Source organism: Bacteroidales bacterium (genome assembly GCA_035342335.1).
Lineage (GTDB): Bacteria > Bacteroidota > Bacteroidia > Bacteroidales > JAGONC01 > JAGONC01.
On record DAOQWY010000013.1, the window covers coordinates 1 to 24,911 of the forward strand.

At 46.6% G+C, this 24,911-nt stretch carries 21 protein-coding genes and 1 tRNA gene; 6 read left to right on the forward strand and 16 right to left on the reverse strand.

Features of this window, described 5'->3' with window-relative positions; all coding sequences use genetic code 11:
- The 4 genes from PKI34_07835 to PKI34_07850 all read right to left on the reverse strand — a co-directional run.
- Nucleotides 1-298, reverse strand: a 298-nt coding sequence (locus PKI34_07835; GenBank protein ID HNS17714.1) for a DUF6443 domain-containing protein, incomplete at its 3' end; no start/stop codon positions are given.
- 28 nt (nt 299-326) lie between these two features.
- A complete protein-coding gene (locus PKI34_07840; protein HNS17715.1) occupies nt 327-2,030 on the reverse strand; it encodes a T9SS type A sorting domain-containing protein in 1,704 nt (567 codons plus the stop codon).
- Nucleotides 2,027-5,587, reverse strand: coding sequence for a hypothetical protein (locus tag PKI34_07845; GenBank protein HNS17716.1), 3,561 nt, complete (start codon nt 5,585-5,587; stop codon nt 2,027-2,029). Before PKI34_07845 ends, PKI34_07840 begins: the two co-directional genes overlap by 4 nt.
- A gap of 521 nt (nt 5,588-6,108) precedes the next feature.
- Nucleotides 6,109-6,192 (reverse strand) — tRNA-Leu (locus PKI34_07850).
- A gap of 251 nt (nt 6,193-6,443) precedes the next feature.
- Here PKI34_07850 and PKI34_07855 point away from each other — a divergent pair.
- The 3 genes from PKI34_07855 to pth all read left to right on the forward strand — a co-directional run bounded on the left by PKI34_07855 (nt 6,444) and on the right by pth (nt 8,725).
- On the forward strand, nt 6,444-7,406 hold the full coding sequence (locus PKI34_07855; GenBank protein HNS17717.1) for a ribose-phosphate pyrophosphokinase: 963 nt from the start codon (nt 6,444-6,446) through the stop codon (nt 7,404-7,406).
- Between the two features lie 14 nt (nt 7,407-7,420).
- On the forward strand, nt 7,421-8,020 hold the full coding sequence (locus PKI34_07860) for a 50S ribosomal protein L25/general stress protein Ctc (GenBank protein ID HNS17718.1): 600 nt from the start codon (nt 7,421-7,423) through the stop codon (nt 8,018-8,020).
- 135 nt (nt 8,021-8,155) lie between these two features.
- Nucleotides 8,156-8,725, forward strand: a complete 570-nt coding sequence (gene pth / locus PKI34_07865; protein ID HNS17719.1) for an aminoacyl-tRNA hydrolase — start codon at nt 8,156-8,158, stop codon at nt 8,723-8,725.
- Between the two features lie 10 nt (nt 8,726-8,735).
- Here the strand turns inward: pth and PKI34_07870 are convergent, their stop codons facing one another.
- From PKI34_07870 to PKI34_07890, 5 genes are all read right to left on the reverse strand, one after another.
- Nucleotides 8,736-11,219 (reverse strand): bifunctional UDP-N-acetylmuramoyl-tripeptide:D-alanyl-D-alanine ligase/alanine racemase, encoded by a 2,484-nt coding sequence (locus PKI34_07870; GenBank protein HNS17720.1) that lies wholly within the window; start codon nt 11,217-11,219, stop codon nt 8,736-8,738.
- Entirely contained in the window at nt 11,219-12,337 is a 1,119-nt protein-coding gene (gene pdxA, locus PKI34_07875; GenBank protein ID HNS17721.1) for a 4-hydroxythreonine-4-phosphate dehydrogenase PdxA, read from the reverse strand. Before pdxA ends, PKI34_07870 begins: the two co-directional genes overlap by 1 nt.
- Before the next feature lie 243 nt (nt 12,338-12,580).
- Nucleotides 12,581-14,020 carry a leucyl aminopeptidase gene (locus PKI34_07880; GenBank protein ID HNS17722.1) on the reverse strand — a complete coding sequence of 480 codons (1,440 nt, stop codon included), beginning with the start codon at nt 14,018-14,020 and terminating at the stop codon, nt 12,581-12,583.
- Nucleotides 14,021-14,029: 9 nt separating this feature from the next.
- Nucleotides 14,030-15,268 (reverse strand): glycosyltransferase N-terminal domain-containing protein, encoded by a 1,239-nt coding sequence (locus PKI34_07885; protein HNS17723.1) that lies wholly within the window; start codon nt 15,266-15,268, stop codon nt 14,030-14,032.
- A complete protein-coding gene (locus tag PKI34_07890; protein ID HNS17724.1) occupies nt 15,268-16,032 on the reverse strand; it encodes a hypothetical protein in 765 nt (254 codons plus the stop codon). Before PKI34_07890 ends, PKI34_07885 begins: the two co-directional genes overlap by 1 nt.
- A gap of 192 nt (nt 16,033-16,224) precedes the next feature.
- Between PKI34_07890 and PKI34_07895 the strand changes: the two genes are divergently transcribed.
- From PKI34_07895 to PKI34_07905, 3 genes are read left to right on the forward strand one after another with little or no spacing between them, the layout of a single operon-like run.
- A complete protein-coding gene (locus PKI34_07895) occupies nt 16,225-17,364 on the forward strand; it encodes a DegT/DnrJ/EryC1/StrS aminotransferase family protein (protein HNS17725.1) in 1,140 nt (379 codons plus the stop codon).
- Entirely contained in the window at nt 17,361-17,945 is a 585-nt protein-coding gene (locus PKI34_07900; GenBank protein HNS17726.1) for an acyltransferase, read from the forward strand. The genes PKI34_07895 and PKI34_07900 overlap by 4 nt, the downstream gene beginning before the upstream one ends.
- A 23-nt stretch (nt 17,946-17,968) precedes the next feature.
- Nucleotides 17,969-18,919, forward strand: a complete 951-nt coding sequence (locus tag PKI34_07905; GenBank protein HNS17727.1) for a Gfo/Idh/MocA family oxidoreductase — start codon at nt 17,969-17,971, stop codon at nt 18,917-18,919.
- 22 nt (nt 18,920-18,941) lie between these two features.
- On the opposite strand, the gene fabD is transcribed toward PKI34_07905, so the two are convergent.
- The 7 genes from fabD to PKI34_07940 form a co-directional block, all read right to left on the reverse strand.
- Nucleotides 18,942-19,829, reverse strand: a complete 888-nt coding sequence (gene fabD / locus PKI34_07910) for an ACP S-malonyltransferase (protein ID HNS17728.1) — start codon at nt 19,827-19,829, stop codon at nt 18,942-18,944.
- A 119-nt stretch (nt 19,830-19,948) separates the two neighbouring features.
- A complete protein-coding gene (gene folE / locus PKI34_07915) occupies nt 19,949-20,548 on the reverse strand; it encodes a GTP cyclohydrolase I FolE (GenBank protein HNS17729.1) in 600 nt (199 codons plus the stop codon).
- A gap of 81 nt (nt 20,549-20,629) precedes the next feature.
- Nucleotides 20,630-21,046 (reverse strand): 6-carboxytetrahydropterin synthase, encoded by a 417-nt coding sequence (locus tag PKI34_07920; GenBank protein ID HNS17730.1) that lies wholly within the window; start codon nt 21,044-21,046, stop codon nt 20,630-20,632.
- A complete protein-coding gene (locus PKI34_07925; protein ID HNS17731.1) occupies nt 21,043-21,453 on the reverse strand; it encodes a hypothetical protein in 411 nt (136 codons plus the stop codon). The genes PKI34_07920 and PKI34_07925 overlap by 4 nt, the downstream gene beginning before the upstream one ends.
- A 1-nt stretch (nt 21,454) precedes the next feature.
- Nucleotides 21,455-21,676 (reverse strand): AtpZ/AtpI family protein, encoded by a 222-nt coding sequence (locus PKI34_07930; protein HNS17732.1) that lies wholly within the window; start codon nt 21,674-21,676, stop codon nt 21,455-21,457.
- Complete coding sequence (locus PKI34_07935; protein ID HNS17733.1) at nt 21,642-22,049, reverse strand: polymer-forming cytoskeletal protein; 408 nt, start codon at nt 22,047-22,049, stop codon at nt 21,642-21,644. The genes PKI34_07930 and PKI34_07935 overlap by 35 nt, the downstream gene beginning before the upstream one ends.
- A gap of 120 nt (nt 22,050-22,169) precedes the next feature.
- Entirely contained in the window at nt 22,170-24,848 is a 2,679-nt protein-coding gene (locus PKI34_07940; protein HNS17734.1) for a hypothetical protein, read from the reverse strand.
- Between the last annotated feature and the right edge of the window lie 63 nt (nt 24,849-24,911).

A 24,911-nucleotide genomic window follows, 5' to 3' on the forward strand; every position in this document is an offset into this window, starting at 1 on the left:
CCGCTTCGTCGTATTCAAAATGCTGTATTATGTCATTTCTGTTAGGAGACTGATGATAGGCGTTGGTCTGAATGAGCCGGCCCAAACCGTCGAAATACTGGACGGTCACTAATTTTTCCCCATCCGTAAGTGAGCCGATATTAGAAGTGTCATCTTCTTTTATAAGCAGATCGGTCTGTTTGATGTAATTATAATCCGGACTCTGACCTAAAGTCGAAATAAAACAAAGCATCATCAGGGTGCAAAACGAGAACCTGGCTATCTGGTTGATCTGGGTCGCACTATGATTGGTTTTCATCAGCTTGTATCTTTCAGGATTCATTCATTTAATGAAGGCACATAAGTTTGATGACTTTGATCACGGAGATTGTCTCCCCCGATGCGTAAAACCTGCAATAATAGTTGCCGGTATGTAATTCTTTTCCATTAAAATCCAGGAAATGGTTTCCTGCCGATTGATTGGGGAAATCATACTTTCTGATTATGTTCCCTTTCATATCCAGTATTTCAATGTACACATTGCAAGCCTGAGGCAACGAATAAATGATCTGAGTGATTTCGCCGAAAGGATTAGGGTAGGAATAAAGGGTGAAATCATCATTAATGGACGGATGCATATCCGAAGCTGGGAAAAAAATAGTATCAGCTTCATTTCGCTTTAGTTCGGTGACACTATCCTGTTCAGGCGCCAGCTTAACGATAAATAAATCTTCCTGTCCTCTGGAATTAAGTGTAAATTGATCCAATACAATTTTGTCATGAAATGTTCCGCAGAAATAAATCTCATCCGGCTGAGTCATGACGGCTGAAAGGATTATTGGATTAAAGTTCGTGGATGTTTCAAGGATATCAGCAATATTTCCCAGCATCTCATAATTGGCAAGTGTAACGCTTTTGTTTCCCCCCAGAATTTTCAGGTCAGAAGCCATCATAATTTTTTGTCCAACCGGTATCCAGGCATCGAAAACAAAATCATTATTAATATCACCATGTTTTGTAAAACTTTGTAAAATACCATTCTTATTGAACTTCAGATGAAAGATATCATCACCTCCATCGGCGCTCAGGATTGTCTTATTTTCATGACGCAGATTTTCCTTAAATTCACCGGTCATGATCATTTTATCATTACCACCCAGGGTAAGGCACTTCGCGTTATCATCAAGGATACTTCCAGCTGTCTTAAACCAAAGCAGATCACCAAGGAGGTTGTACCTGGCAATAAAAACATCTTTTCCCCCAAATGAATTGACAGCATTTTGCGTACTGTCCGGAATTACGGTACCACTGAAGGTTCCGATGACATAGCATGAGTTATTATTATCCATCAACACATCTTTCACCTGACTGATTTCCGGACCAGGGATCAGTTCTATCCATAGGAGCGCACCCCAGGGACTCCATTTCGCAAGAAATCCATCATATTCACCCTGGGATTGGATAATACCGGTGTTTTGCAAAGGGAACTCCAGAGTGTTGGCAAAGAATCCTCCACAGATCAGATTTCCATAAGTGTCACTAGTTATGGTCACGCAATGCTCGCTGTCCAGCCCGGATATTTGTCGCAACCATAACAGGTTGCCTAGGGAATCATATTTCGCTATAAAACTATCAATATAATCTTTGGCTTTAAGGAAGGTGGTCCCGAAATGGATCGTATCCTCAAAGATGCCGGACAGGAAAACTTCCCCATTTGCATTCACCGTGATGTCAGAAGGTGCATCTGTTCCTTTGCCACCCAGGTGTTTCCTCCATAAAAGCTGACCATCCTGATTGATTTTACCAAATACAATATCCTCATAGCCAAGGCTGGTGATCGTATCGGTTGTTTGATTGATGCAGGCAGTATTTTCTATGGTTCCCGCAAAATAGATGTTCCCGGTAAGATCGGCCATGAGTTTCATTCCCCGGTCATCTCCCTGGCCTCCGACTTGAAACGCCCAGTGGGGCGACAGTACCTGGGCGAAGGAGGGCGAAAGTCCGCTGATGCTCAGCAGTAGGATAATAAAGAAAAGGTAGTTGCGGTTCATTGATTTTGTCCTGTTGCGTACTTATATTCAATATGTTTCAGAATATTCAAATCATTATCCCTGATCGAGGAGAGTCGCCCGAAATCATCGTAATCATACTTGGTTTTGATACCGTTGGGAGAAATTTCAGAGGTCATTCCATCAAGTGGGGAATAGGTGTAGGAATAAACCAGAGATTCCTTCATTTCTTCATGATCCCGAAGGATTTGAAATATTCCTTCCAGTTCTTCACTATTTTTTGACTGAAGTTGTTCATAAGTAATATTTAAAGGAGACTTTCCCAAAATGCCGATGACCTGATTATAGTTAGCATTTTCGATTTTAGCGACGGGGTAAGTATAGTTATAGCCCCATAGGATGGTCACGTTAATATCATTTTCCCTATGATATTGCAGAATATTTGAGTAATTATCATACTCATCGATCGTCACGAGAGGATTTGGTGAATAATGTTGGTCCCATTGCCCTATGGCAAAATCCTGAGGATCACCCTGGTCTGGCGGAAAAATCCCTGATTCCTGGAAATTGGATAACGTAAAGGACGATTTAGGTATAGGATCGGATGTTTCAAGCTGATAAGTACTATTTAACAAAATATGATCGTCGAAATCCCGGTAAGTTCTTATATTCCCACGGAGCACTTTAATATTCCCTCCATTCGCGTCGGATTCATATTGAATGGTTTCGATAGGGGTACTTATCATATGTTTCTCTTTCATCATACCCACTGGATCTCCTTGTTGTCCTTCAATGTTGGCATAATCATCTGGAAATAGGGTGAGCAAATATTCTCTTTTATTGTCACTGGTTGTGGTATACGTCCGGGAGACCTGGGCGTGGGAGGGATTGTCGTAAAAATGCTGGGTCGTGGTTGAAAGATAATTGATCCCATCTATATCATAATCCCTTACCTCGCTTATTTCGAGGTATTGCCATTTGGATAAAATTTGATACTCGTTGACTACGTATTGGTTCATATCCCAAAATAAATCTACCGGCTCTCCAACACTATGGGTATGACAAGGATGATATACTGGGACCATATGATAATCCTGTGCCTGGCATGTAGATTCATCCCCATTCCGAACCCACCAATGGTCGTGGTTAGTATCGCAATAACTATATAATATATCATTTACTAACTCTGGAGTACAATTAATGGAATATAAATTTTCACAATAAGTTTCATAACTCTTTCTTATTACATATCCATTTATTTCTTTGCTGTTCCTTTCATCCGTTTGATAAGTATTAATCTCGTGTTTATTGATTATCAATGAGTTACCCTCTGCTTTTCGAAAGGTCTTTTTCTCTATAAGGTTTCCAGCCTCCCAGCTGCCATTGGTTTTCGTGCCACCCATGATCGTTTGTTTTCCCCATATGGGATTACCATAGCTATCAAAGGATGTTTGAAATTTATATTCTTCTCCACCGTATTCAAAGTTCTCGCCAAATGACTTTGTAACGTACTCGTAAAAAAGATGGTTCCCGTTTGAATTATAGAGTGTGTTTACACTGCTTGAATGAAGGGTCACATAGTCACAAGTAATATATTCACATTCAACATCACAAGGTTTAGTAGTTGAATAAGTTGAATAAGGAATTATTTTACCGTTTAGTAATGCTGATATATTGTCTGTGTCATCCTTTGGGCCATAATAATAACGTATAGTTTCGTGTTGGCCCGTAACATTATCTTCAAGGATTGTTTTTTTTATGCGTTGTCCTCCGGCTTCTTTAGGGACATTTTGAACCAAAGAATCATCATAATACGTTAACCGCCCAGTGACTTTTGCACATTTTGTATGTGACTTTACAGTCAATATATAATCCGTGTTTTCTATCAGATAAACTCTTTTGTCGAATTTAAGATTAGATGATATAAGCTCTTCATCAACTATGAATGTTTCGGATCCCGCTTTTTTAAGTGTTATATTGCCTTTGAAATGGCTGTCATTTGGCGCATTGGAGCAACCAGGATCAATTGTATCGATTGATAGTTCTCCATGTAGATCACACCATTGAGAAAATGGGACAACCAGGGATTCCTCTTGTTCACCAGGTTGATGAAACCCAATTCCCAATACAGTAAGTAACAATGATTGAGGTTGATCATATATCGTTTCTTCTGCCATAACGTAATTTGGTTCATATTCTAATAGAGAGTATCCTTTTGTTGGGTAAATTATTTTGTTCAACAAACCCTTTGGGGAATAATTACCATTAGGCTCCCTATTATTATAAATGTTTGAGAAGATACCATGCCAGTCGTCGCCTGGATCAGGGACAAAAGAATCATTGGATGCACCATTAAAGAAACCCCAGTGATCCTGGGCATAGGATAATCTGGGGGGCAAATCATTCGGTTGGATGTATTCGAATCCATACGTCTGGATTACGGTACTTGAATTATCAGATATCTGGATCCCCTCAAGAAACATTCTATGTTTAAGTGTTGTATCTGAGTTATGATTTACGTTTAGATATTGGTTGTGCGTTGTAAAAAAATATGAAAAATCGAACCTTTTATACATATTTTGGTCAGGATCATAAACAATAATACTATCGAGCTTGTAGTCATTCAGATCTTGTCTGTCATCTGAAGAAGAAAAAATGATCTTACTACCGTCATTGGCTTCAATCTCAGTCAGATGCCATGTATCAGCAACTAAAACTTGACGGCATAACGTGGAATTATAATTCTGTTCGCACTGGATGGAAGGACAGGAGTTCGGATATAATAATTCTGTCACCGTCTCTGATATTCCAGTAGAATACTGAAGGTGTTTGGATTCATATGCAAACTCTATAGTATCGCCACTGGGATGGATTATTTCATACAAATACCAGGATGTTCTTTGGGACTGGCCATACGTTCTTGTGCATGAAGACCCAGTATTCCAGACTTTTGATGTTTCAATAAAGCCACCGCCAAATAAATATTTTATTCCGTCTGAAGTTGTAATGGTAAAATTATCAAGCTCTCCCTGGATGTAATCAAATTCAACTCTCAGAGCTTGAAATGGAATTAACGCAATATCCCATTCATTTTGCTCATTCACATACATAACAAAACTTCCGCTATGTCCTGCAAAATTGAACGAGAAAAGGTCGGGTTCCGTATCCAGCATATCGTTCCATATATGATGAAGAAAATCCCATGTTTCGTAGCAGTTTTCTTCAATATTTACCGGCACTGGAAATGTTGTTTTTTCATCTTCCTGTCCCCTAATTATTCTTGTAATCACACCTCCTGCGTTTAACGACCATCCCAGACCTACCCAGGAAGCTACCTGGTCCACTTTTATGCCATTACTGCTGTAGCTTAACGAAACCGGGATGGAGAGTTGTCTGGAGGTCATTGTATATAAAGGAATTGATATTTGTGGAGTACCTGTAAACATTCCAACCGGAATTTGCCCATAACGTCCCAGCTCTGCAGCTGTCGGTGACGGAGGAATGACATTGGGCACATAATCGTGTCGCGGAGTAGGGTCCTGATCAGCATAAGCAAAGAGGCAGGATATTAAGGCTAACGTTACGATAAAAATTCTCATTATTATTGAGTTATCGGGATTTTGATACTATAAATTTTATTACATATTTTGGTTAAACTGATAGCCAATTAGATATTCATTAATTTAGGTGACATTATTTCAATTGTCTAGAACGGATAAAAGCGTACTACATCTTGAGCTGACTATTTGTAAGATATTATGTTCTATGGTTCACATCACAGCTCATAAAATTAACAAAAAATCTGAAAATGATTTGATAGTCAGATGTATATTTTTAACATTAGTGAGTTTTTTTATTAAGTGAGTCATTTTTAGCATAAAATGCCATGGTTATTTTATGAAGCTATGAGCACTTTCTGACGCAGCTTCTTTTATGCGAATCTCTTGGATTAATGCAGCCTACTGAAGGGAAAAGAGTTAGTCAGGAGAATGTCGTACTACTTATTAAAACAGACCCCAGTTACATATAAACAAGCTCAATAAATAGAATTTTTGGATACTCATCTGGATCCTCATAAAAAATAAACCACTGAATAACAGTGGTTTATTTGCAATATTCGTACCCGGAGCCGGAATCGAACCGGCACGGGCTTGCGCCCATTGGTTTTTGAGACCAACGCGTCTACCTGTTCCGCCATCCGGGCAAGGCTACAAAGGTAGTAAATCCCAAATTCCAAGGTCCAAATTCCAAACAAATTCCAGGAACCAAATTCCAAACGGTTGAACAAAACATTGAACATTCATGAAAAAGTGATCAAAACAGGGTAACATTTTGATGAAAATGGGATTAACAGGTATGTGATACAACGATCCCTGGAATTTGTTTGGATCCTGATCCCCGGAATTTGGAATTTTATGTATTTTTGTACCCCACTTCCGCCTCACTACCAAAAACATCATCACAATGACACCAAAAGTCAGCATCTTCTCCGGCCGCGACAGCCTCTCGCTGACCGAAAAAATATGTGAGATCTATGGTAAACCGATGGGAAATGTCGACATTCTCCGGTTTTCCGATGGAGAATTTCAGCCCTCCTTCGAGGACAATATCCGCGGGAATGATGTTTTCATCATCCAGTCCACTTTCCCGCCCGCCGAGAATATCCTGGAGCTGCTGATGCTTATCGACGCCGCGAAACGCGCTTCCGCCGAGCAGATCATCGCCGTTATACCCTATTACGGCTATGCCCGGCAGGACCGTAAGGACAAGCCCCGCGTGTCGATAGCCTCCAAGCTGGTGGCCAACCTGCTTTCGGCGGCCGGTGTCACGCGCCTCATCACCATCGACCTGCACGCCGACCAGATCCAGGGCTTTTTCGATGTCCCTGTTGACCACCTGTACGCATCCTCCATTTTCATACCCGATATCCTTGACAAGAAACTGGGAAAAGCCATCATGGCCTCTCCGGATACGGGCGGTACACGCCGCGCAGCTGCGTATGCCAAGATCCTGGGAACTGAAATGGTGGTATGCTACAAGCAGCGCTCAAAGCCCGGGGAAGTTGGTGCAATGGCGCTTCTGGGAGATGTCAGGGGAAAGGATGTCATTCTGCTCGACGATATCATCGACAGCGGCGGAACCATCAAACGGGCAGCCAACCTGATCATGGAAAACGGAGCTGCCAGCGTCAGGGCACTGATCACCCATCCGGTGCTGTCAGGGAAAGCCTATCAGAACCTCGACGAATCGGCCCTTACCGAACTCGTGGTCACCGATACCATCCCACTGAAAAAAGAACACCCGAAGATCCGGGTACTGACCACTGCCGATTTGCTGGCAGAAGTGATCCGCCGGGTTCATAAACATAAGTCGATCAGTTCATTGTATAAGTTCGACAACCTGATTAGTCATCATTAATTAAATCAAAAAACATGAAAACAGTATCTATGAGCGGCTCCCGCAGAGAGAGCGTAGGGAAAAAAGATGCTAAAGCACACAGGAGAAGTGGTAAAATACCCTGCGTGCTTTACGGCGGAGAGGAACAAATCCACTTCACCGTTGACGACACCAGCTTCAACGAGTTGATCTTTACTCCCCATACCTACATTACACAACTGGATATCGATGGCCGGAAATTCAATGCCATCCTCCAGGATGTACAGTACCATCCCGTCAGCGATCGTGTCCTGCACGCAGACTTTATGGAATTGAAGCCCGGGAAAATGGTCACCGTTGCCTTGCCCCTTCAGATGAATGGTGTGGCCAAAGGTGTTCTGGCCGGTGGCAAGCTTCTGAAGAAGAAAAGAAAGATCCGTGTGCACGGCCTCCCTGAATACATCCCTGAATATATTGAGGTGGACGTTACCGAACTGGTTGTGGGTCAGTCGATCCGTGTTTCGGACATTTCCATCGACAATCTGCAGTTGATGGATTCACCGCGCGACGTAGTGGTCACGGTGGCCATTACCAGGGCCGTACCGGCCAGCGATACAGGCGCAGCGGGTGCGGAAAAGGAAACAAAAACCGAGTAATGCTGGTTTAGAGGTTAGGGTTAAGAAGCCGGTTTGGTCTAGAGGTCAGGATGGTAGTCATACTTTACCTTTCGACCCTAAACCAAACTGGCCTCCTAACCTTAACCTCTAAACATTTTAACACATACAATCACCTTGAAGTACCTCATCGCGGGACTTGGAAACATGGGCGAGCAGTATGCTAACACACGCCACAACATCGGCTTTATTGTGCTTGATGCCCTTGCTTTATCGTTCAATGTGACCTTTGCCCCGGACCGCTACGCTTCAGTGGCCACTGCCCGGTACAAAGGGCGCATCCTGAAGATGATCAAGCCATCCACCTATGTGAACCTGAGTGGCAAAGCCGTCAAATACTGGCTGAACAAGGAAAAGCTGCCGCCCGGTAACCTGCTGGTGGTTGTTGATGACCTGGCACTGCCACCGGGACAGCTGCGCCTGCGGGTCAAGGGAAGCGACGGCGGACACAACGGCCTTGCGGATATCATCTTTCATCTTGAAACTACGGAGTTTCCCAGACTGCGGATCGGCATCGGGGGTGATTTCGCGCGGGGTACACAGGTGGATTATGTGCTGAGCCGATGGACGCGGCAGGAGGAGGAGATGCTGATACCGCGGGTTGAAACAGCAGTGGAAGCGATAAAAAGCTTTGTGACGATCGGAATTGACGGTACGATGGGGATCGTAAATCCTAAATTCCGCTGATTTAGGAATTTTACTCTTGGTAATACACTCTCTTTACCCTCCTGGATATCCCCGTCAGCACCTCATACGGTATGGTTTCCATATCCCGGGCGAGTTCAGTGATGGGATAATCCTTTCCGAAGATGATCACCTCATCGCCCTCTTTCACCTGCATCCCGGTGACATCGATCATGCACATGTCCATGCAGATGCTACCTACGATCCGGGCAAACGTTCCGTTTACCAGCAACCTGCCCCTGCCATTGCTCAGCCGGCGGTTCAATCCGTCGGCATATCCAATCGAAACGGTGGCTATGGTCATTTCGCTCTTAGCGGTCCACCCCCTGTTGTAGCCGATTGTTTCCCGTGCATGTACGATTTTGATCTGGGAGACAGAAGAGCGCAGGGTACTGACGTGTTGAAGCTTGTCAGCCTGTTCGGGACATGCAGGCACGCCATACAGGCTGATGCCCAGCCGTACCATGTCATACTGCGCTTCAGGAAAACGGCAGATCCCTGCCGAGTTCAACAGATGCATCAGGAATGGATACCCGAGCAGTCTGTTTAATTGTTTGCACATCCTGTCGAACAACTGGATCTGTTCTCTGGAAAAAGGATCATGGACCGGATCTTCAGCTGCAGCCATGTGAGAGAACACCGTATGAACCCTCAGCATGGGATTGTTGTTGATGCGGGCCGCAAGTAATTCAAGATCACCGATATCAAATCCCAGCCGGTGCATGCCTGTGTCGAGTTTGATGTGGATCTTTACAGGTTCAGGAAGGCTTCCGTTGTACGAACGTACACTTCTGTCAAGCATATCCAGCACCCTGAAATTATAGATCTCAGGTTCCAGCTGATTGCGGATCATCCCTGCCAGGCTTTCTTCTTCCGGGTTCATGACAATGATGGGCATGGTAATCCCAGCTTTACGGAGTTCATATCCTTCATCTGCATAGGCAACGGCCAGGTAATCCGTCTGATGATATTGCAGAAGACTTGCTATTTCATAACTTCCGCTTCCATAGGAAAAAGCTTTCACCATGATCATGACCCGCGTCGTGGGACGGATCAGACCGCGAAAATAGTTCAGGTTATGGATCAATGCGTCCAGGTTGATCTCCAGAACCGTTTCATGGGCCTTTTGCTGCAAAAGGTTGCTGATCCTCTCGAACTCAAATACCCGGGCACCTTTTAAAAGCACGGCTTCATCCCGGAAATGCCGTGGATTAAAGCTTCTGATGAATGCATCCGTGTCAGAAAAAAATACCTTGTCCATCGGGAAGTACCGGGATTGTTCCCTGATGCGCGGCCCAATGCCGATGAGGCGATTGATTTTTTTGCCCGCCAGCAGAGATGCAATCTCGTTGTACAGATCGGTATCCGCTTTACCGGTTTGAAGAAAATCGGACAATATCACCGTTTTGCGGTCGTGCTGTTTCTGCTGGTCGAGAAAGTCAAGGGCAATGTTGAGCGATTTTACATCCGCGCTGTAGCTGTCGTTCAGGATGGAGCAATGGTTGATCCCTTCCTTCATTTCCATTCGCATGGCAATCGGGGAGAGCCACCTCATTTTTTCCTGGATGATGGCGGGATCATATTCAAAAAAAAGCATGACCAGCCAGCAAATAATGGCATTTTCGATGGATGCACTGTCGGTGAACGGAATGGTAACAGAGCCGGACCCCTGGTGATAGGTACCGGTCATTCGGGTGGTACTTCCGGATTTCTCGATGGAAGTAATGCGTAAATGGGCGTTCCGGTAAAGTCCCCAGGTGAGAAGTTTTTTGTCTGAAAGCAGCCTGTTGGAACGTATGGATTTGTCGATGAGCTCAGAATCAGCACAATAGATCAGCGTATCTGTATGGACGAATAACTTGAGCTTTTCCGTGATCTTTTGCTGGACGTTCGTAAAGTTCTCATCGTGGGCCTGCCCAATGTTGGTGAAGATCCCAATCGTTGGCTGGACTACGGATTCGATGTATTCCATTTCATCCGGCCGTGAGATCCCGGCTTCAATGATGGCCAGCTCATCGTTTTGATCCATCTGCCAGACGGAAAGGGGAACGCCGATCTGTGAGTTATAGCTCTTAGGGCTGCGCACGATCCGTTTTTCTTTACCCATCAGCTGGAACAACCATTCTTTTACGATCGTCTTGCCATTACTGCCCGTGATGCCAATGACAGGACAGGTGAATTGCTTCCGGTGGAATGCGGTCAGGGCCTGCATGGCTTTCAGGGTATCCTCCACCAGGATGATGTTCGGTTTTTCATCCGGTTTCAGATCATCAGGGAGCCGTGAAACGATAAACTTCCGTACTCCTTTTTTGTAAAGTTCGCTGATGTACCGGTGACCATCGTTCCGTGAGCTGATGAAGGCAAAAAAGAGTGTTTTGCGCGGTGTCAGCAGGCGCCTGCTGTCGATGAGCAATTCACTGACAGGATTTTCATCCTCACATCTGAGGATCAACTTACCCCCCACAATGCGGTGTATGTCATCAATGGTGTAGGACATCAATGGATCTCTTCCTGCTCTTGTTCGGATACATCTTCCGGGTGTGCTGCTTTCTGGAGAGGATTGGAGGTGATTTCGCTGTATTCCCTGCGTTTATTGAAAATATCCACAGCGAGGTACAAGGCCTGCCGGAACGAATCGGGAGAGGCTTCATTCTTTCCTGCAATGTCGTAAGCCGTACCGTGGGCCGGTGAGGTCCTGACAAAAGGCAATCCGGCCGTGTAGTTCACACCTGTTTCCATCGCAAGGGTTTTGAATGGGATCATCCCCTGATCGTGGTAGGCAGCCAGGACTCCGTCGAAATGCCTGTGATTGTACGTTCCAAAAAAGCCATCGGCAGAAAAAGGGCCAAAAACCAGCATCTGTTTTTCCTGCATTTCCCGGATGGCCAGCAGGATGATCTGTTCATCCTCGGTTCCGAGCAGACCTTGATCGCCTGCATGCGGATTCAAACCAAGCACGGCTATTCTGGGATTCCTGATCCCAAAATCCCTGACCAGTGAATCGTACAGGATACGGATTTTCAGCAGGACCATCTCCCGTGTCAGGGAGGCGGCAACTTCCCGGATGGGAAGGTGTCCCGTCATGATCCCTATACGCAGTTGCTGATCCACCATCATCATCAGATAGGAATGCGCGTTGAAGCGGCTGGCAAGGTATTCGGTATGCCCCGGAAATTGAAATTCTTTCGACTGTATGTTGTGTTTATTGATGGGAGCAGTTACCAGAACGTCGATCTGATTTTTGATCAGGTCCTCCGTGGCCATTTTCAGCGAGAGGTAAGCCAGTTCGCCCCCGGTTTCCGTGGAGTGGCCCGGTTCGATCTTTACTTCCTGTTCATAGCAGTTGATGATGTTGATCCTTCGAGGGAGCGCGGTGTCGGCTTTTTTGATCAGATTGAATGTTAACTCGTTAAAGTTGAACATTTTACGATAATAAGAAGCGACTTTCGATTGTCCGTAAAGGATTGGAGTGAATGATTCTGCGATCCGCTGATCACTGAACGTTTTAATGATGATCTCGTAACTGATGCTGTTGATATCCCCGTGAGTGATCCCCACCTTGACCAGATGATCGGGATGTATTTTCTCAAGTTCCTGTAACTGATCTGATTCCATAGAAAATCAATTTATGCAAAAGTAGTAAAAGTATTCATGGTACTGTGTGGTTATTTGTGGTCATTTGCTCGGCCCTTTGGGCCTCGCGATATTTATAGTCATTTGCTCGGCGCCTGCGGCGCCTCGCGTCATTCGTGGTCATTTATCGTGATAAAACAATGAATAACGATGAACGACAACGAATAACGCGAAGCACATAGTGCTGAGCAAATGACAGCGAAGCGTAATGACTAAAAATGACTGCTATTGATCATTTTGATACTTCCTTCGTAAAAACTCAAACAGCAGCCTCACCCCGACCCCTGTCGCCCCTGTACCCCGGTAACTGTCTTTTTTCTCCGACCAGACAGGTCCTGCAATGTCGAGATGAATATAGGGATAAGCAGTGAAATGCTCCAGGAATTTTCCGGCGGTGATGGCACCGGCTTCCCTTCCGCCGATGTTTTTGATTTCTGCAACGTCTGACTTGATCAGTTCACCGTACTCCTCCCAGAACGGAAACTCGACGATTCGCTCATACACCGCATCACCGGCAGTTTTGAGTTTTGCGAACTCATCATCGCTTTTTGATTTCATCGCCACAATACCGTATTTTCCAATGGCCATGGCCGCTGCACCAGTCAGTGTGGCAATATCAATCACCAGTTCAGGATCATAATTTTTGGCATAGCTCAACGCATCGGCCAGGATCAACCTGCCCTCAGCATCGGTATTGAGAACTTCGACGGTGGTTCCGTCATACATACAGATCACGTCGCCGGGAGCATAGGCATTACCGCCCGGTCGGTTATCCGTCGCAGGTATCAATGCAATGACGTGAACCGGCAGGCCTGCTTTTGCAACTGAATACACAACTGCGGCTGCGGCTGCCGCCCCTGCCATGTCATACTTCATGTTGTCCATGTAGTTCCCCGACTTGATGTTGAGCCCGCCTGTATCAAACACAATCCCTTTGCCCACCAGTACGTACGGTTTTTTGTTGACAGGCTTTGGAGGCTTCCAGCTGAAGATGGAGAAGGTGGGTGGATCCAGACTCCCCTTATTGACGGCCAGCAACCCTCCCATTTTTAGTGCTTCAATTTTTTTTCTGTTCAGAATCTCCACCTCAGCACCCACCTCTTTACCCATCTTTTCTATTTCACCGGCCAGCCTGGCGGCATTCAGGTTGATCACCGGTTCGTTGATCAGGTTTCGGCACCGGCTGGTCCCCTCACATACACTATTGAGGAGGTCCACCATTTTCGGGGTCACACTTTTTGAGCAGATGGATATCGTTTCCAGCGAATTCTTTTTCTTCCCGGGATCTTTTTTATAGGCCAGGAACTGATAGTTGCCCAGTTCCATCCCTTCCGCCAGGGCAAGTGTTTCCTCCTGCCTGCCTTCAACATCCAACAGGATCACTTCCCTGATCTTATGATCGTTCAGCACTGTCCCGATCCTGTCACCGGCTATCCGGCAGTTTTCCCATCTTTTCGGAGCGGATGCTTCTTCTTTGATGAACTGGATCACCACAAGATGATCGTACCGGTTCAGGACCACCAGGTCTTTTTCCTGTTTTTCCTTCTGACGGATCACATAGGAAAATTCTTCCCCTGTCAGGAAGGATGGAGGCAGCTGATCTTTCTTTTCCAGCAGGAGGACGATGTTTCCCTTGCTCTTCAGTCGGCTTGTTTTTTTTATCATGGTAAAAATCTATTGGATGGTTTGAATAAAGTCAAGGATGATGTCCGTAGCGCCCGTATGATCCTTAACATAGGAAAAGGCTGCTCCGGCAGCCTTTTTGTACTTGACGGGATCCGCCATCAGCTCTTCTGCTTTCCGGATGAGTTCATCCTCTGAGGTGATCGAAAACGCTCCCTTTAAATGGATCAGGTCGGCGGCCTCCTGAAAGTTCCCGTAATGGGGTCCAAACAGGACAGGTATGCCAAAAGCGGCAGCTTCCAGGATGTTATGGATCCCTTTCCCGAATCCGCCTCCTATGTAAGCCACGGTGGCATACTGGTAGAGATGCGACAGAATTCCGATGCTATCGATGATCAGGATCTCCGCAGTCACCTCGCCCGCGGACAGAAGTGATGAATAGGTAAGGGCTGATTGCCCAATCCTTTTGATCAGTGACTGGATCCGCTCAGGATGTACTTCGTGGGGTGCGATCACAAACCGAAGACCGACTGATTTTTTTTCGGTGAACCTGATTAGCAGCTCTTCATCCTCAGGCCAGGTACTTCCTGCAATGATTACCGGATGACCATCAATGAATTTTTGAATCTCCGGGAAGTGCCTGGGGTGATCTGCGATGGCTTTAACCCTGTCAAACCGGGTATCACCGCATACGATGGCATTTTTTATCCCATGGTGCTCCAGCAGGCGGAACGAGAGTTCATTCTGGACAAACAGGCAGGTGATTCTCCGGAGCTGTTTGCGGAACCAGGTTCCATACCACCTGAAAAAGACCTGTCGTGGCCTGAAGGCAGCGGCAATGATGTAAACGCGTATGTTATTCCTGGCAAGGACAGACAGAAAATTGTACCAGTATTCATATTTGATGAAAAAGACCCTTTCCGGCCTGACTGTCTTTATGAATTTTTTCGCATTCCAGGGTGTGTCAAGAGGAAGATAGCTGACGAGGCTAGCCAAGGGATAATGCTTTTGGATTTCGTAACCCGAAGGGGAAAAGAAGGTCAGCAGTAGCCGGTGCTCCGGAAAGGTGGCCTTGACTCGTTCGATGAGCGGACGTCCTTGCTCAAATTCCCCCAGCGATGCACAGTGGAACCACAGGATGGGTGCAGAGGAGGATTTTTTAAAGTCACTCAACCGTTCAAAAATCTTCCTCCGACCGGAAACCCACAGGGCGGCTTTCCGCTGGAACAACGACATCACCCGGATAGCCAGACCGTAGATCAGGATCGATAAGGTGTAGAGAAATCGCATCAATAATAATAATAGCCTGAAGAGGATTTCCGATAGAATGGGATCATCCATCCCGCTTTTATCCCATAGAACAGTGCCAGCGTTCTGGAGGTATCTTTCCCCATCAGGTTGAAATCATACGGACGCATCGGGGAAGTCCAGGCCTGTTGTAGCTCCAAACCCGCAGAAAAATTAATGCGCTTATTGTTCCCGTAATGGACATATCCGGCAAATTCTGAGATGGCAAATCCTCCCGAAAGTTTATCATAACCTTTTCTATAGTCACCCATCACCTGTGGTACGGTTCCCTCAATGTTTTCGATCCGGATCTTATGCTGCAGATACCCGCCTCCCAGCGAAAACTGCAATCCGGAGTTCGGATTGGGCCCGAACACAGGCACAATTTTTCCAAGTTTCAAAAAGACAGAAAATCCCCTTTCATAGAGAAAAACATCCGCTGGTGTGCCGTATTGATCAATCACCCATCCCTTATCCGTCAGGAGCGTTCCCAGGACTTCCTCTTCATTTTTGACAGCATTCCCAAACAGAAAATTTCCTTCTGTACCGACCAGGAAGTTTTTACGGGTTTTTACGTAAAATTCGCCTCCGGTGGTGAAATTGGGTCCAAACCGTTCTGCGATATCGCCACCGGGGATATAAAATCCCAAATTCACCCTTAACGTCGTTATCGTGATCGAGGAATCCCTGATACTTTGCTGTGCCGTTAAGGAAAAAGATCCTGCCAGGCAGAACAGGGTGAGGAGGATATGACGGGCCCGGATCATTTTTCTTTTGGATTAGGGATGACAAAGGTAGTAAAATGGCACAGAGCTTTCGTTCAGACATCAAATTATCGTAAATTTGCGCCCGTTTTAGGAAGGATTGCAGCCACAAGGATCCTGGTCAGAAGTTCACCGGGATTTTATGTTTCCACAATCCGGCAGAACGGATAAAGATTTGAATCAAATACCTGCAGCATGAAACCGATAAGGATGGTTGACCTGAAAGGACAATACGACAGGATAAAGAACGAAATAGATGCGGCCATTCAGGAGGTAGCGGAATCCACTGCTTTCATCAATGGGCCGGCCGTGGGCCGGTTTCAGAAAAACCTGGAGCATTACCTGGGGGTGAAGCATGTGATTCCCTGTGCCAATGGAACGGATGCCCTGCAGGTGGCGATGATGGCCGTGGGTTTGAAACCCGGTGACGAGGTGATCACCGTGTCGTTCACGTTCGTTTCGACCGTTGAGGTGATTGCCTTGCTGGGATTGAAGCCGGTTCTTGTGGATGTGGATCCGGATACATTCAACATGGATCCGGATCAGGTAAGAAAAGCCATTACACCGCGGACCAGGGCTATCATTCCCGTCCATCTGTTTGGACAGTGCGCGGAAATGGAATCCATTCTTCAGATTGCCCGGGAGAATCAGTTGCTGGTCATCGAAGATGCCTGCCAGGCGATTGGCTCTGATTACCGGTTCAGCGACGGAACCGTCAGAAAAGCGGGGACGATGGGGGAGATCGGTACGGTGTCGTTCTTTCCTTCCAAGAATCTTGGAGCTTTCGGGGACGGCGGTGCACTGTTCACCAATGACGATGCGCTGGCCTCTCAGATGCGGGGAATTGTCAATCACGGCATGTTCACACGGTACCATTACGACTACATCGGAGTGAATTCAAGGCTCGACAGCATCCAGGCCGGCATTCTGGATGTAAAGCTGAAGTACCTGGATCAGTACGCCCGTCAGCGTCAGGAAGCAGCGGATTATTATGACCGGGGGCTGGAACAGTGTCCCGGCGTGAAAATTCCGTACCGGGCTTCCTATACCAGCCATGTGTTCCATCAGTATACCCTGCGGATCATCCATGCTGACCGCAATGCCCTACAAAAATATCTGCAGGAAAAAGACATACCGGCAATGATCTATTACCCTGTACCCCTGCACTTGCAGAAGGCCTACCGCGATACGGGCTATGCCGTTGGAGATCTTCCGGTGACAGAGGCTTTGTGCGATGTCGTTCTGTCACTGCCCATGCACACGGAGCTGGACCACGAACAGCAGGATCATATCATTCAATCGATTCTTGAATTTCTCAAACAGAACGGATCATGAAGCTTCCGGAAGAATATTTTGTACATGCAAGTGCCATTGTGGATGAACGCTGTATCATAGGCAAAGGGACCATGGTGTGGCATTTCTCTCACCTGATGACCGACTCGGTGATCGGGGAGAACTGCATCATCGGGCAGAATGTTTTCATTGCCTCCGGGGTGCAGTTAGGGAACAATGTGAAGGTTCAGAACAATGTTTCGATTTACGCGGGGGTGGTTTGTGAGGATGATGTCTTTCTTGGTCCGTCGATGGTCTTTACCAATGTGGTCAATCCCAGGAGTGCAGTTGTGCGGCGGGGGCAGTATATCAGGACCCTGGTGCGCAGGGGTGCGACCATTGGTGCCAATGCCACGGTCGTTTGCGGTGTGGAGATCGGTGATTATGCGTTTATCGGGGCAGGGGCCGTGGTGACAAAATCCGTTGCTCCGTATGCACTTGTGGTGGGTAATCCGGCCAGGCAAACCGGCTGGATGAGTGCCTACGGCCACAGGCTTCAGTTTGACAAAAATGGCCGGGCCCGGTGCCCGGAAAGCGACCAGTCTTACATCCTTTCAGAGGGGAAAGTCATCAGGGAAGAATAATTCATCATTCATAGCAAACCAACATCATGAATTTTGCATTGATCGGTGCTGCAGGGTACATAGCACCCCGCCACATGAAAGCCATCAAGGATACCGGGAATGAACTGGTTGCCTTTCTGGACCCCCACGACAGCGTGGGGATCATGGACAATTACTTCCCGGATGCGGATTATTTCAGGGAACCCGAACGTTTCGACCGGCATCTGGATAAGTTGCGCCGGCAGGGTGACCGCAGGATTGACTATGTCAGCATTTGCTCACCCAACTACCTGCACGACGCTCACATTCGTCTTTCACTCCGAAACCAGGCCCATGTCATCTGCGAGAAACCGCTGGTGCTGAACCCGTGGAATGTGGAGGCCCTTCAGGAGATCGAACGGGAAACAGGCCGAAAGATCAATGTGATCTTCCAGGTCAGGTTGCATCCGGCAATCATTGAGCTTAAAAAGGCAGTTCAGGCCGGACCGGCCGATAAGGTGTATGATGTGGACCTGGTCTATGTCACCTCGCGGGGCAAGTGGTATTTCAGGTCCTGGAAAGGCGACATTACAAATTCGGGCGGAGTGGCAACCAATATCGGGATACACTTCTTCGATATGCTGATTGACATTTTTGGAACGGTCAGGGAAAATACGGTCCATTATTCAGATGATAAAACCGTTTCGGGGTTTCTGACTCTCGAAAAAGCCCGTGTCAGGTGGTTCCTGAGCCTGGATCATAACCTGCTGCCTGAAGAGGCTCGCATAAAAGGTCTTCGCACCTTCCGGCGCGTCACTGTGAATGGGAATGACGTGGAATTCAGCGATGGATTCACCGACCTTCATACTGAAAGTTACCGGCAGGTACTGATGGGAAACGGTTTTGGATGTGAAGATGCCCTGCCAAGCATTCAGGCGGTATACGAAATCCGCAAAGCAACACCTGTAGCACCCGGTGGTGATCATCATCCATACCTTAAAAAGCTTTCAGGGTAATGAAAGGGCGCACATCAACGAATTACATATCCACTTCCCCGCTCAGCACCTTTATGTCTTTTTTAACCTGAAGGATCAGGTTCTGCAGGACTTTGCCGGGACCGATCTCAATGAACGTATCAGCGCCATCAGCAATCATGTTTTTGATGGTTTGCGTCCAGCGAACCGGGAAGGTGAGTTGTTTGATCAGGTTGGACTTGATCACATCCGGATTTGTGACCGACTGGGCATTGACATTCTGATAGACCGGACAGGTGGGTACCTTGACCTCGGTGATGTTGATGGCTTCTGCCAGTTCCAGGCGGGCAGGTTCCATCAGCGGTGAGTGGAACGCACCGCCGACTTTCAGCAGGATAGCCCGTTTGGCGCCTGCTTCCTTTAATTTTTCACAGGCCTGCTCAACACCGGTGATTGTCCCGGAGATGACAATTTGACCAGGGCTGTTATAATTCGCCGGCACGACGATATCTTTAATGGACCTGAGCACTTTTTCCACCACCTCGTCATCCAGTCCGAGGATGGCAGCCATGGTGGAAGGCTGGACCTCACAGGCTTTCTGCATCGCATCGGCACGTTTGGCCACCAGCCGCAGGCCGTCTTCAAAGCTGAGCGCCTTGCAGGTGACCAGCGCGGAAAATTCCCCGAGTGAATGCCCGGCAACAAAGTCGGGTTTGAAACGATCACCCATTACTCTGGAGAGAATGACAGAATGAAGAAAAATGGCAGGCTGAGTCACACGCGTCTGCCGCAGGTCGTCCTCGGAACCCTTGAACATCACATCCGTAATCCGGAATCCCAGGATATCATTGGCCCGTTCAAAGAGCTTTCTGGCCTGTTCGTGTCCATCATACAGATCATTACCCATTCCAGGGTACTGGGCACCCTGTCCGGGGAAAACATAAGCCTTCATAGTGTGTACTTTTCTGAGAGGTGCAAAAATATAAAACTTTCACAACTTTGACCGATCTGGTGTTTTATCATTCTAAGTATTTAAATTACAATGATTTATCGTGTCAACTTAGAATGATTTTAATGAAGCCGGGAACCGATCAAATGGATGAATTCTTCCCGTGTGGCCTCCTTCTGGAATTCTCCGGTGAAATCGGATGTGGTTGTCACAGAATTTTGTTTCTGGATCCCCCGCATCGACATACACATGTGCACGGCTTCAATGACTACGGCAACGCCCAGCGGATGCAGCGTGTTCTGGATGCATTCCTTGATCTGGCGTGTCATGCGTTCCTGGACCTGAAGCCTGCGTGCATAAGCATCAACCACGCGCGGTATCTTGCTCAATCCCACGATGTACCCATTCGGGATATAGGCCACGTGTGCCTTGCCAAAAAAGGGGATCATATGGTGCTCGCACATGGAGTAGATTTCAATGTCCTTTACGATGACCATCTCTTTGTAATCTTCCTGAAACATAGCCGACCGGAGAATGACTTCAGGGTCAAGATCATAACCATGCATCAGGAACAACATTGCCTTGGCCACCCTTTCAGGGGTCTTGAACAGCCCTTCCCGGTCAGGATTCTCCCCCAAAAGCTTCAGGATGTCCTTATAATGATTGCTCAGCTTCTCAATTGCCTCCTTGTTGTACAGATCAAATTTTTCATAGCCATCCATCGTATTTTCTTTCATCATTTCCCGAACAATGTTGCTTGCCATAGGTTATCAGTTTTAGCGTTTTACCACGAAATTTCCTGGTCATTTGTGTCCGTAATACTCAACGTAATTATTTTCTGTTTCCACCACTTTGATGCAATGCAATTCAACACCAAGCTGCCGGACCGGACCGGCAAGCTGATCCCAGATCGCTATCGCAAGATTTTCAGTCGAAACAAGCTTATCTTTCATAAAATCAACTTCCAGGTTAAGGTTCTTATGGTCAACCTTATCAATGATGAAGGTAGTGATGACCTTGCTCAGATCACTTAAATTTACGAGGAACCCGGTAACCGGATCGATTTCTCCCTTAACGGTAACATAGACGACATAATTGTGTCCGTGCCACAGGGGATTGGAACATTTACCAAACACCTCCCTGTTTTTTTCATCGGACCACTCAGGTCTGAAAAGCCTGTGAGCAGCATTAAACCTCTCCCGTCGCGTGATATGGATCATGGCCTTACCTCCTTTTGATCTGGAACGAATGTTTTCGAAATTTTGAGAAAGGAGTAAATCTCGAAAGATGAGAACAGCACATAAAGCATTAGATAGGGAACGGTGAAACGTAAGGCATCCCCTTTATTCAGCAGGAGGTAGATGACCAGAACGATAACGTAGAGCAGGAGTTTAAGGAAAGAGACCACCATGAAGCGGGTGACAAATGAACCCGGGCTTTTGCGCGCTGCTTTCAGAAGAACATAATGGACGCAAAGGGTTACTGTGTAAAAAAAAACAAATTGGAACGGAACCGTTACAGAAGCAGATCCCTTCGGCAGGAGAAAAAAAGCGAGCCATGTCATCAGTCCCAGGATCAGGGTGAATACAGTCAATCTGGCGACGAACCTTGGAAACGGAGACCGCATGTCATTTGGTTTTAATAAAATCCTTAACTGCATAATAGATAGCCAGTGAGACAGATACAACTGAGAGGATCACCGTGAAAACAGGAAAATCGGTCTTGATCAGCTTGTCTAATTGCACACCACCGAAGATACCCACAAGGATGATGACCAGCATCTGGGATGAAATACTGGAATACCTGATGAAATTGTCAAAGGACTTTTTCTTTGACAATTGGTTTTTCATTTTCCAGAACAAATTTATCCCGTTTAAAAGAAGGTTCTTCCATGGAGCAGGTTCCGGAGAAGCTAGCTCCTGATTCGATGGCCAGTTTTCCGGTGCGGATGTCACCGTGGATCTTGGCTGTGGCTTTTAAGGTCAACAGTTCCGTCACCGTGATGTTTGCTTTAAGCTCACCGCTGATATCTGCATTCTGGCATACGACCTCACCGTCAATTTTCCCGGTCGTCCCGACAATGATTTTACCTTTGGAATTGATGGAGCCCAACATTGTGCCGTCAATGCGGAAATCGCCGCTGGAGGTGATATCACCCTTCAGGATGGTACCAGCGCCCAGAAGATTGATCGAAGGTGCATCGGGTAAATTATTCTTCACCATAGTATATCTTTGATTTATAATTAAAATGGTTGTTTGAATTCGATTTTACGCAAAGTTAATGTAAAATGTTGCACGAAATCCCGCATAATGCTAATTTCTAAAGTTTTCTGTTCACTCCGGCTAATTTTCAGTCTGATAATTCTTCGTGAAAAACCTTAAATAATCTTTCGTGTCCTTATTTTCATAGAAGATCCGGTAATTTTCGGACGAGATGATAAACTGGCTGAAGGCATCCGAAGGGATATTGGAGAAAATGTACTCACTGTTGCGGATTCCTGCAAAGTAAGTGAGGGCCTGTTCCTTGTTCCGGAAATTACTGACAGTGATCATCTGCCGCTTATTATCAAGAAGAACGCTGCTGATGGTCAGGTTTTCCAGGCGGTGATATTTCTGATTATGATCGGATATTTTCACCTTGGTCGCATTGACGTTGATGCGTCCTGCATCCACCACCAGGATGTAAAAGTGGATCGTATTGGGCTCGTATACATAGGGTGCTATGACTTCCTGGTTGATCTCCAGGGAGTCGGTGCTGAGCGTAGAATCGTTATCGGCAAGGATTTCATCGATGATAGTCAGATGATTCAGCACATTCTGAGCAAGCGGGGTTACCTCGTGGGATGGATATTTTTCAATGAACTGCCGGAGCAGGACACCCAGTGAATCATGGCCGACGCTCTGCCCGACAGCCAGCAAGCGCAGATATTCAAATTTCGGGATCAGGACCTTATCTTCGGGATAATTGGTCATGGCTTCTTCCGAATAGATCTTTACCATCATATATTGTTCGTTCTGATAAGCCTGGTAGGTTTCTTCATACAGAATGGCGGCTTTATTACGCTGAGCCTGAAGGACCAGGCTGTAATTGGGATCCATGATGATTTTGGCATAATCGCTATCAGGGTAGTTGTTAACGATCAGATCCCTGTAAAAGGCAGTTCGCTCTGAGTCCTGCAGATCGGTAAAGATGGAGTAGAGGTTGAAGTAGGCCTCCAGAACCCGTTCGTCGGACGGGTACCGGTCGATCAGGCCGCGGTATGATTCAATGGCCATTGGAAAGTCAGAGAGGCCGTCATCATAGATCAATGCCGACTGAAAGAAGGCATTGGCAATCATCTTATTGGATCTGGCCATCTGTTCTTCGGTCAGGGGTAGGTTCTGCAGGTAGGTTTCCGGTTTGAGCGGATCGGTGGAAAGAACCGCCGTACTATCGGAGGTGAGTGAATCGGCCTCTGCCAATTCCTCCTCCTGTCCCATGGAGATCACCTGTTTGTTTTTCAGGCGCCAGAGATCTTCAAGCTTACGGTTGCCCCATTTTTTCAAAAACTCATTATAGCCGAAACTAAGCGTGGACGGATTGTAAAAGTACCATTTTCCGCCTGCAAGACGGTCAACGTTCTGCTGTGTCTGGTAGGAGGAAGAAGCCATCATGACCTGGTTCTGGAGCAGAGCCTCCTGCTCTTTCCGCAGCCGTTCCTTTTCCTTGTAGTCGGCAATCATTTTATTGATCAGATCCATACGCTCCTTCTCCGGCATCATTGCAATCGCCTGCAAGCTGTCCTGCACGTGGATCGTAGTGAGGTGGGTCACAAGATCGGTCAGCAACCTGGCCTTGGTGACGATGGGATCATAGTTCGGGTAATCAGCAGGCAGGAACATCACCGCTGTGTCGTAGTACACCTGAGCATTCGCATAATCGGGATAGGAGAAGAAAAGATCGGCAAGGCGAAGCGATGATATTGACTTCTGATAAAGATTGGATGTGCTCTTGCTTACCGATGACTTGAGGTATTTGATGCCAAGGCTGTCGTCATTGTCCCTGAGTGCAATTTCAGCAAGAGCATAGTAGATCTGGTCGAGGAAATCTTCATTTTTAAGATCCTTGATCATTTTTTGCAACTGTTTGATGATCATTTTTTTATCACCTGTTGCAGCCGAATAGGATTGTGCCAGGTTGATACGGGCATTAAAAGCCATTTCGTATGGTGCACCCCGCTTGATCAACTTGGTATAGTACTCGGAAGAAGCTTCATAATCTTTATCGGCCTGATAAATCTGACCAAGAATGAATAACAGGCGGCACTGAGTGACCTTGTCATGGTTGATCTCAAGTCCCCTTTCAAGATAGGGGACCGCCTGCTTATACAATTTCTGTTTGATATAGAAATCCGCATACACCAGAGGCAGTCGCTTTACCATCTTCAAGGCGAGGACCTCTTTATCAATTTCACTCTGCACAAGGTCGAGAAGCGATTGGGCCTTGTTCCATTCCTGCTGTTGAATGTAGGAACTCGCCAGCCAGATCATGGCCTCATACTTGATGGGATCGTTCTCATAGTTCTTGATCACGTAATCAAATGTTCTGCGGGCCATCAGGTATTCCTGTTTGTAAAAATAGGCCATACCGATCATCAGGTAACTGTCGTCGACCCAGTTGACATACTCCCTGTTACCGAAGAACATCGAATGCTTCTGAATCACTTTGGATCCCTTCTCAACGGCCCTGTCCATCTGTGGGTTGACTGAAACGGCCTGTTCTTTCGTGCCATAATTGAAGACCGGAAGGATGAACGAATAATTGTCCTTTGCTGCTTTCTGAAGTTCCTCTTCTCCCTCCCTGATGCTTTGCTTTCCATTCCAGTAAGCATTGTAATGAGCCGTCAGATTATGGTACATCCTGCGGGTCAGGGTATTTTTCTTGGTACTGCAGGAAACCAGGAACAGGGCTGCCAGGGTAAAAAAAATGATCCTACCCGCCCCGTAAGAGAAGAAGGGACTTGAAATATGGCCTTGTTTCATCAGGTCGAGAGAACCTCTTCTAAGTGGATCCTTCCGTTAACTAACTCCTTACAAACTTAAAAT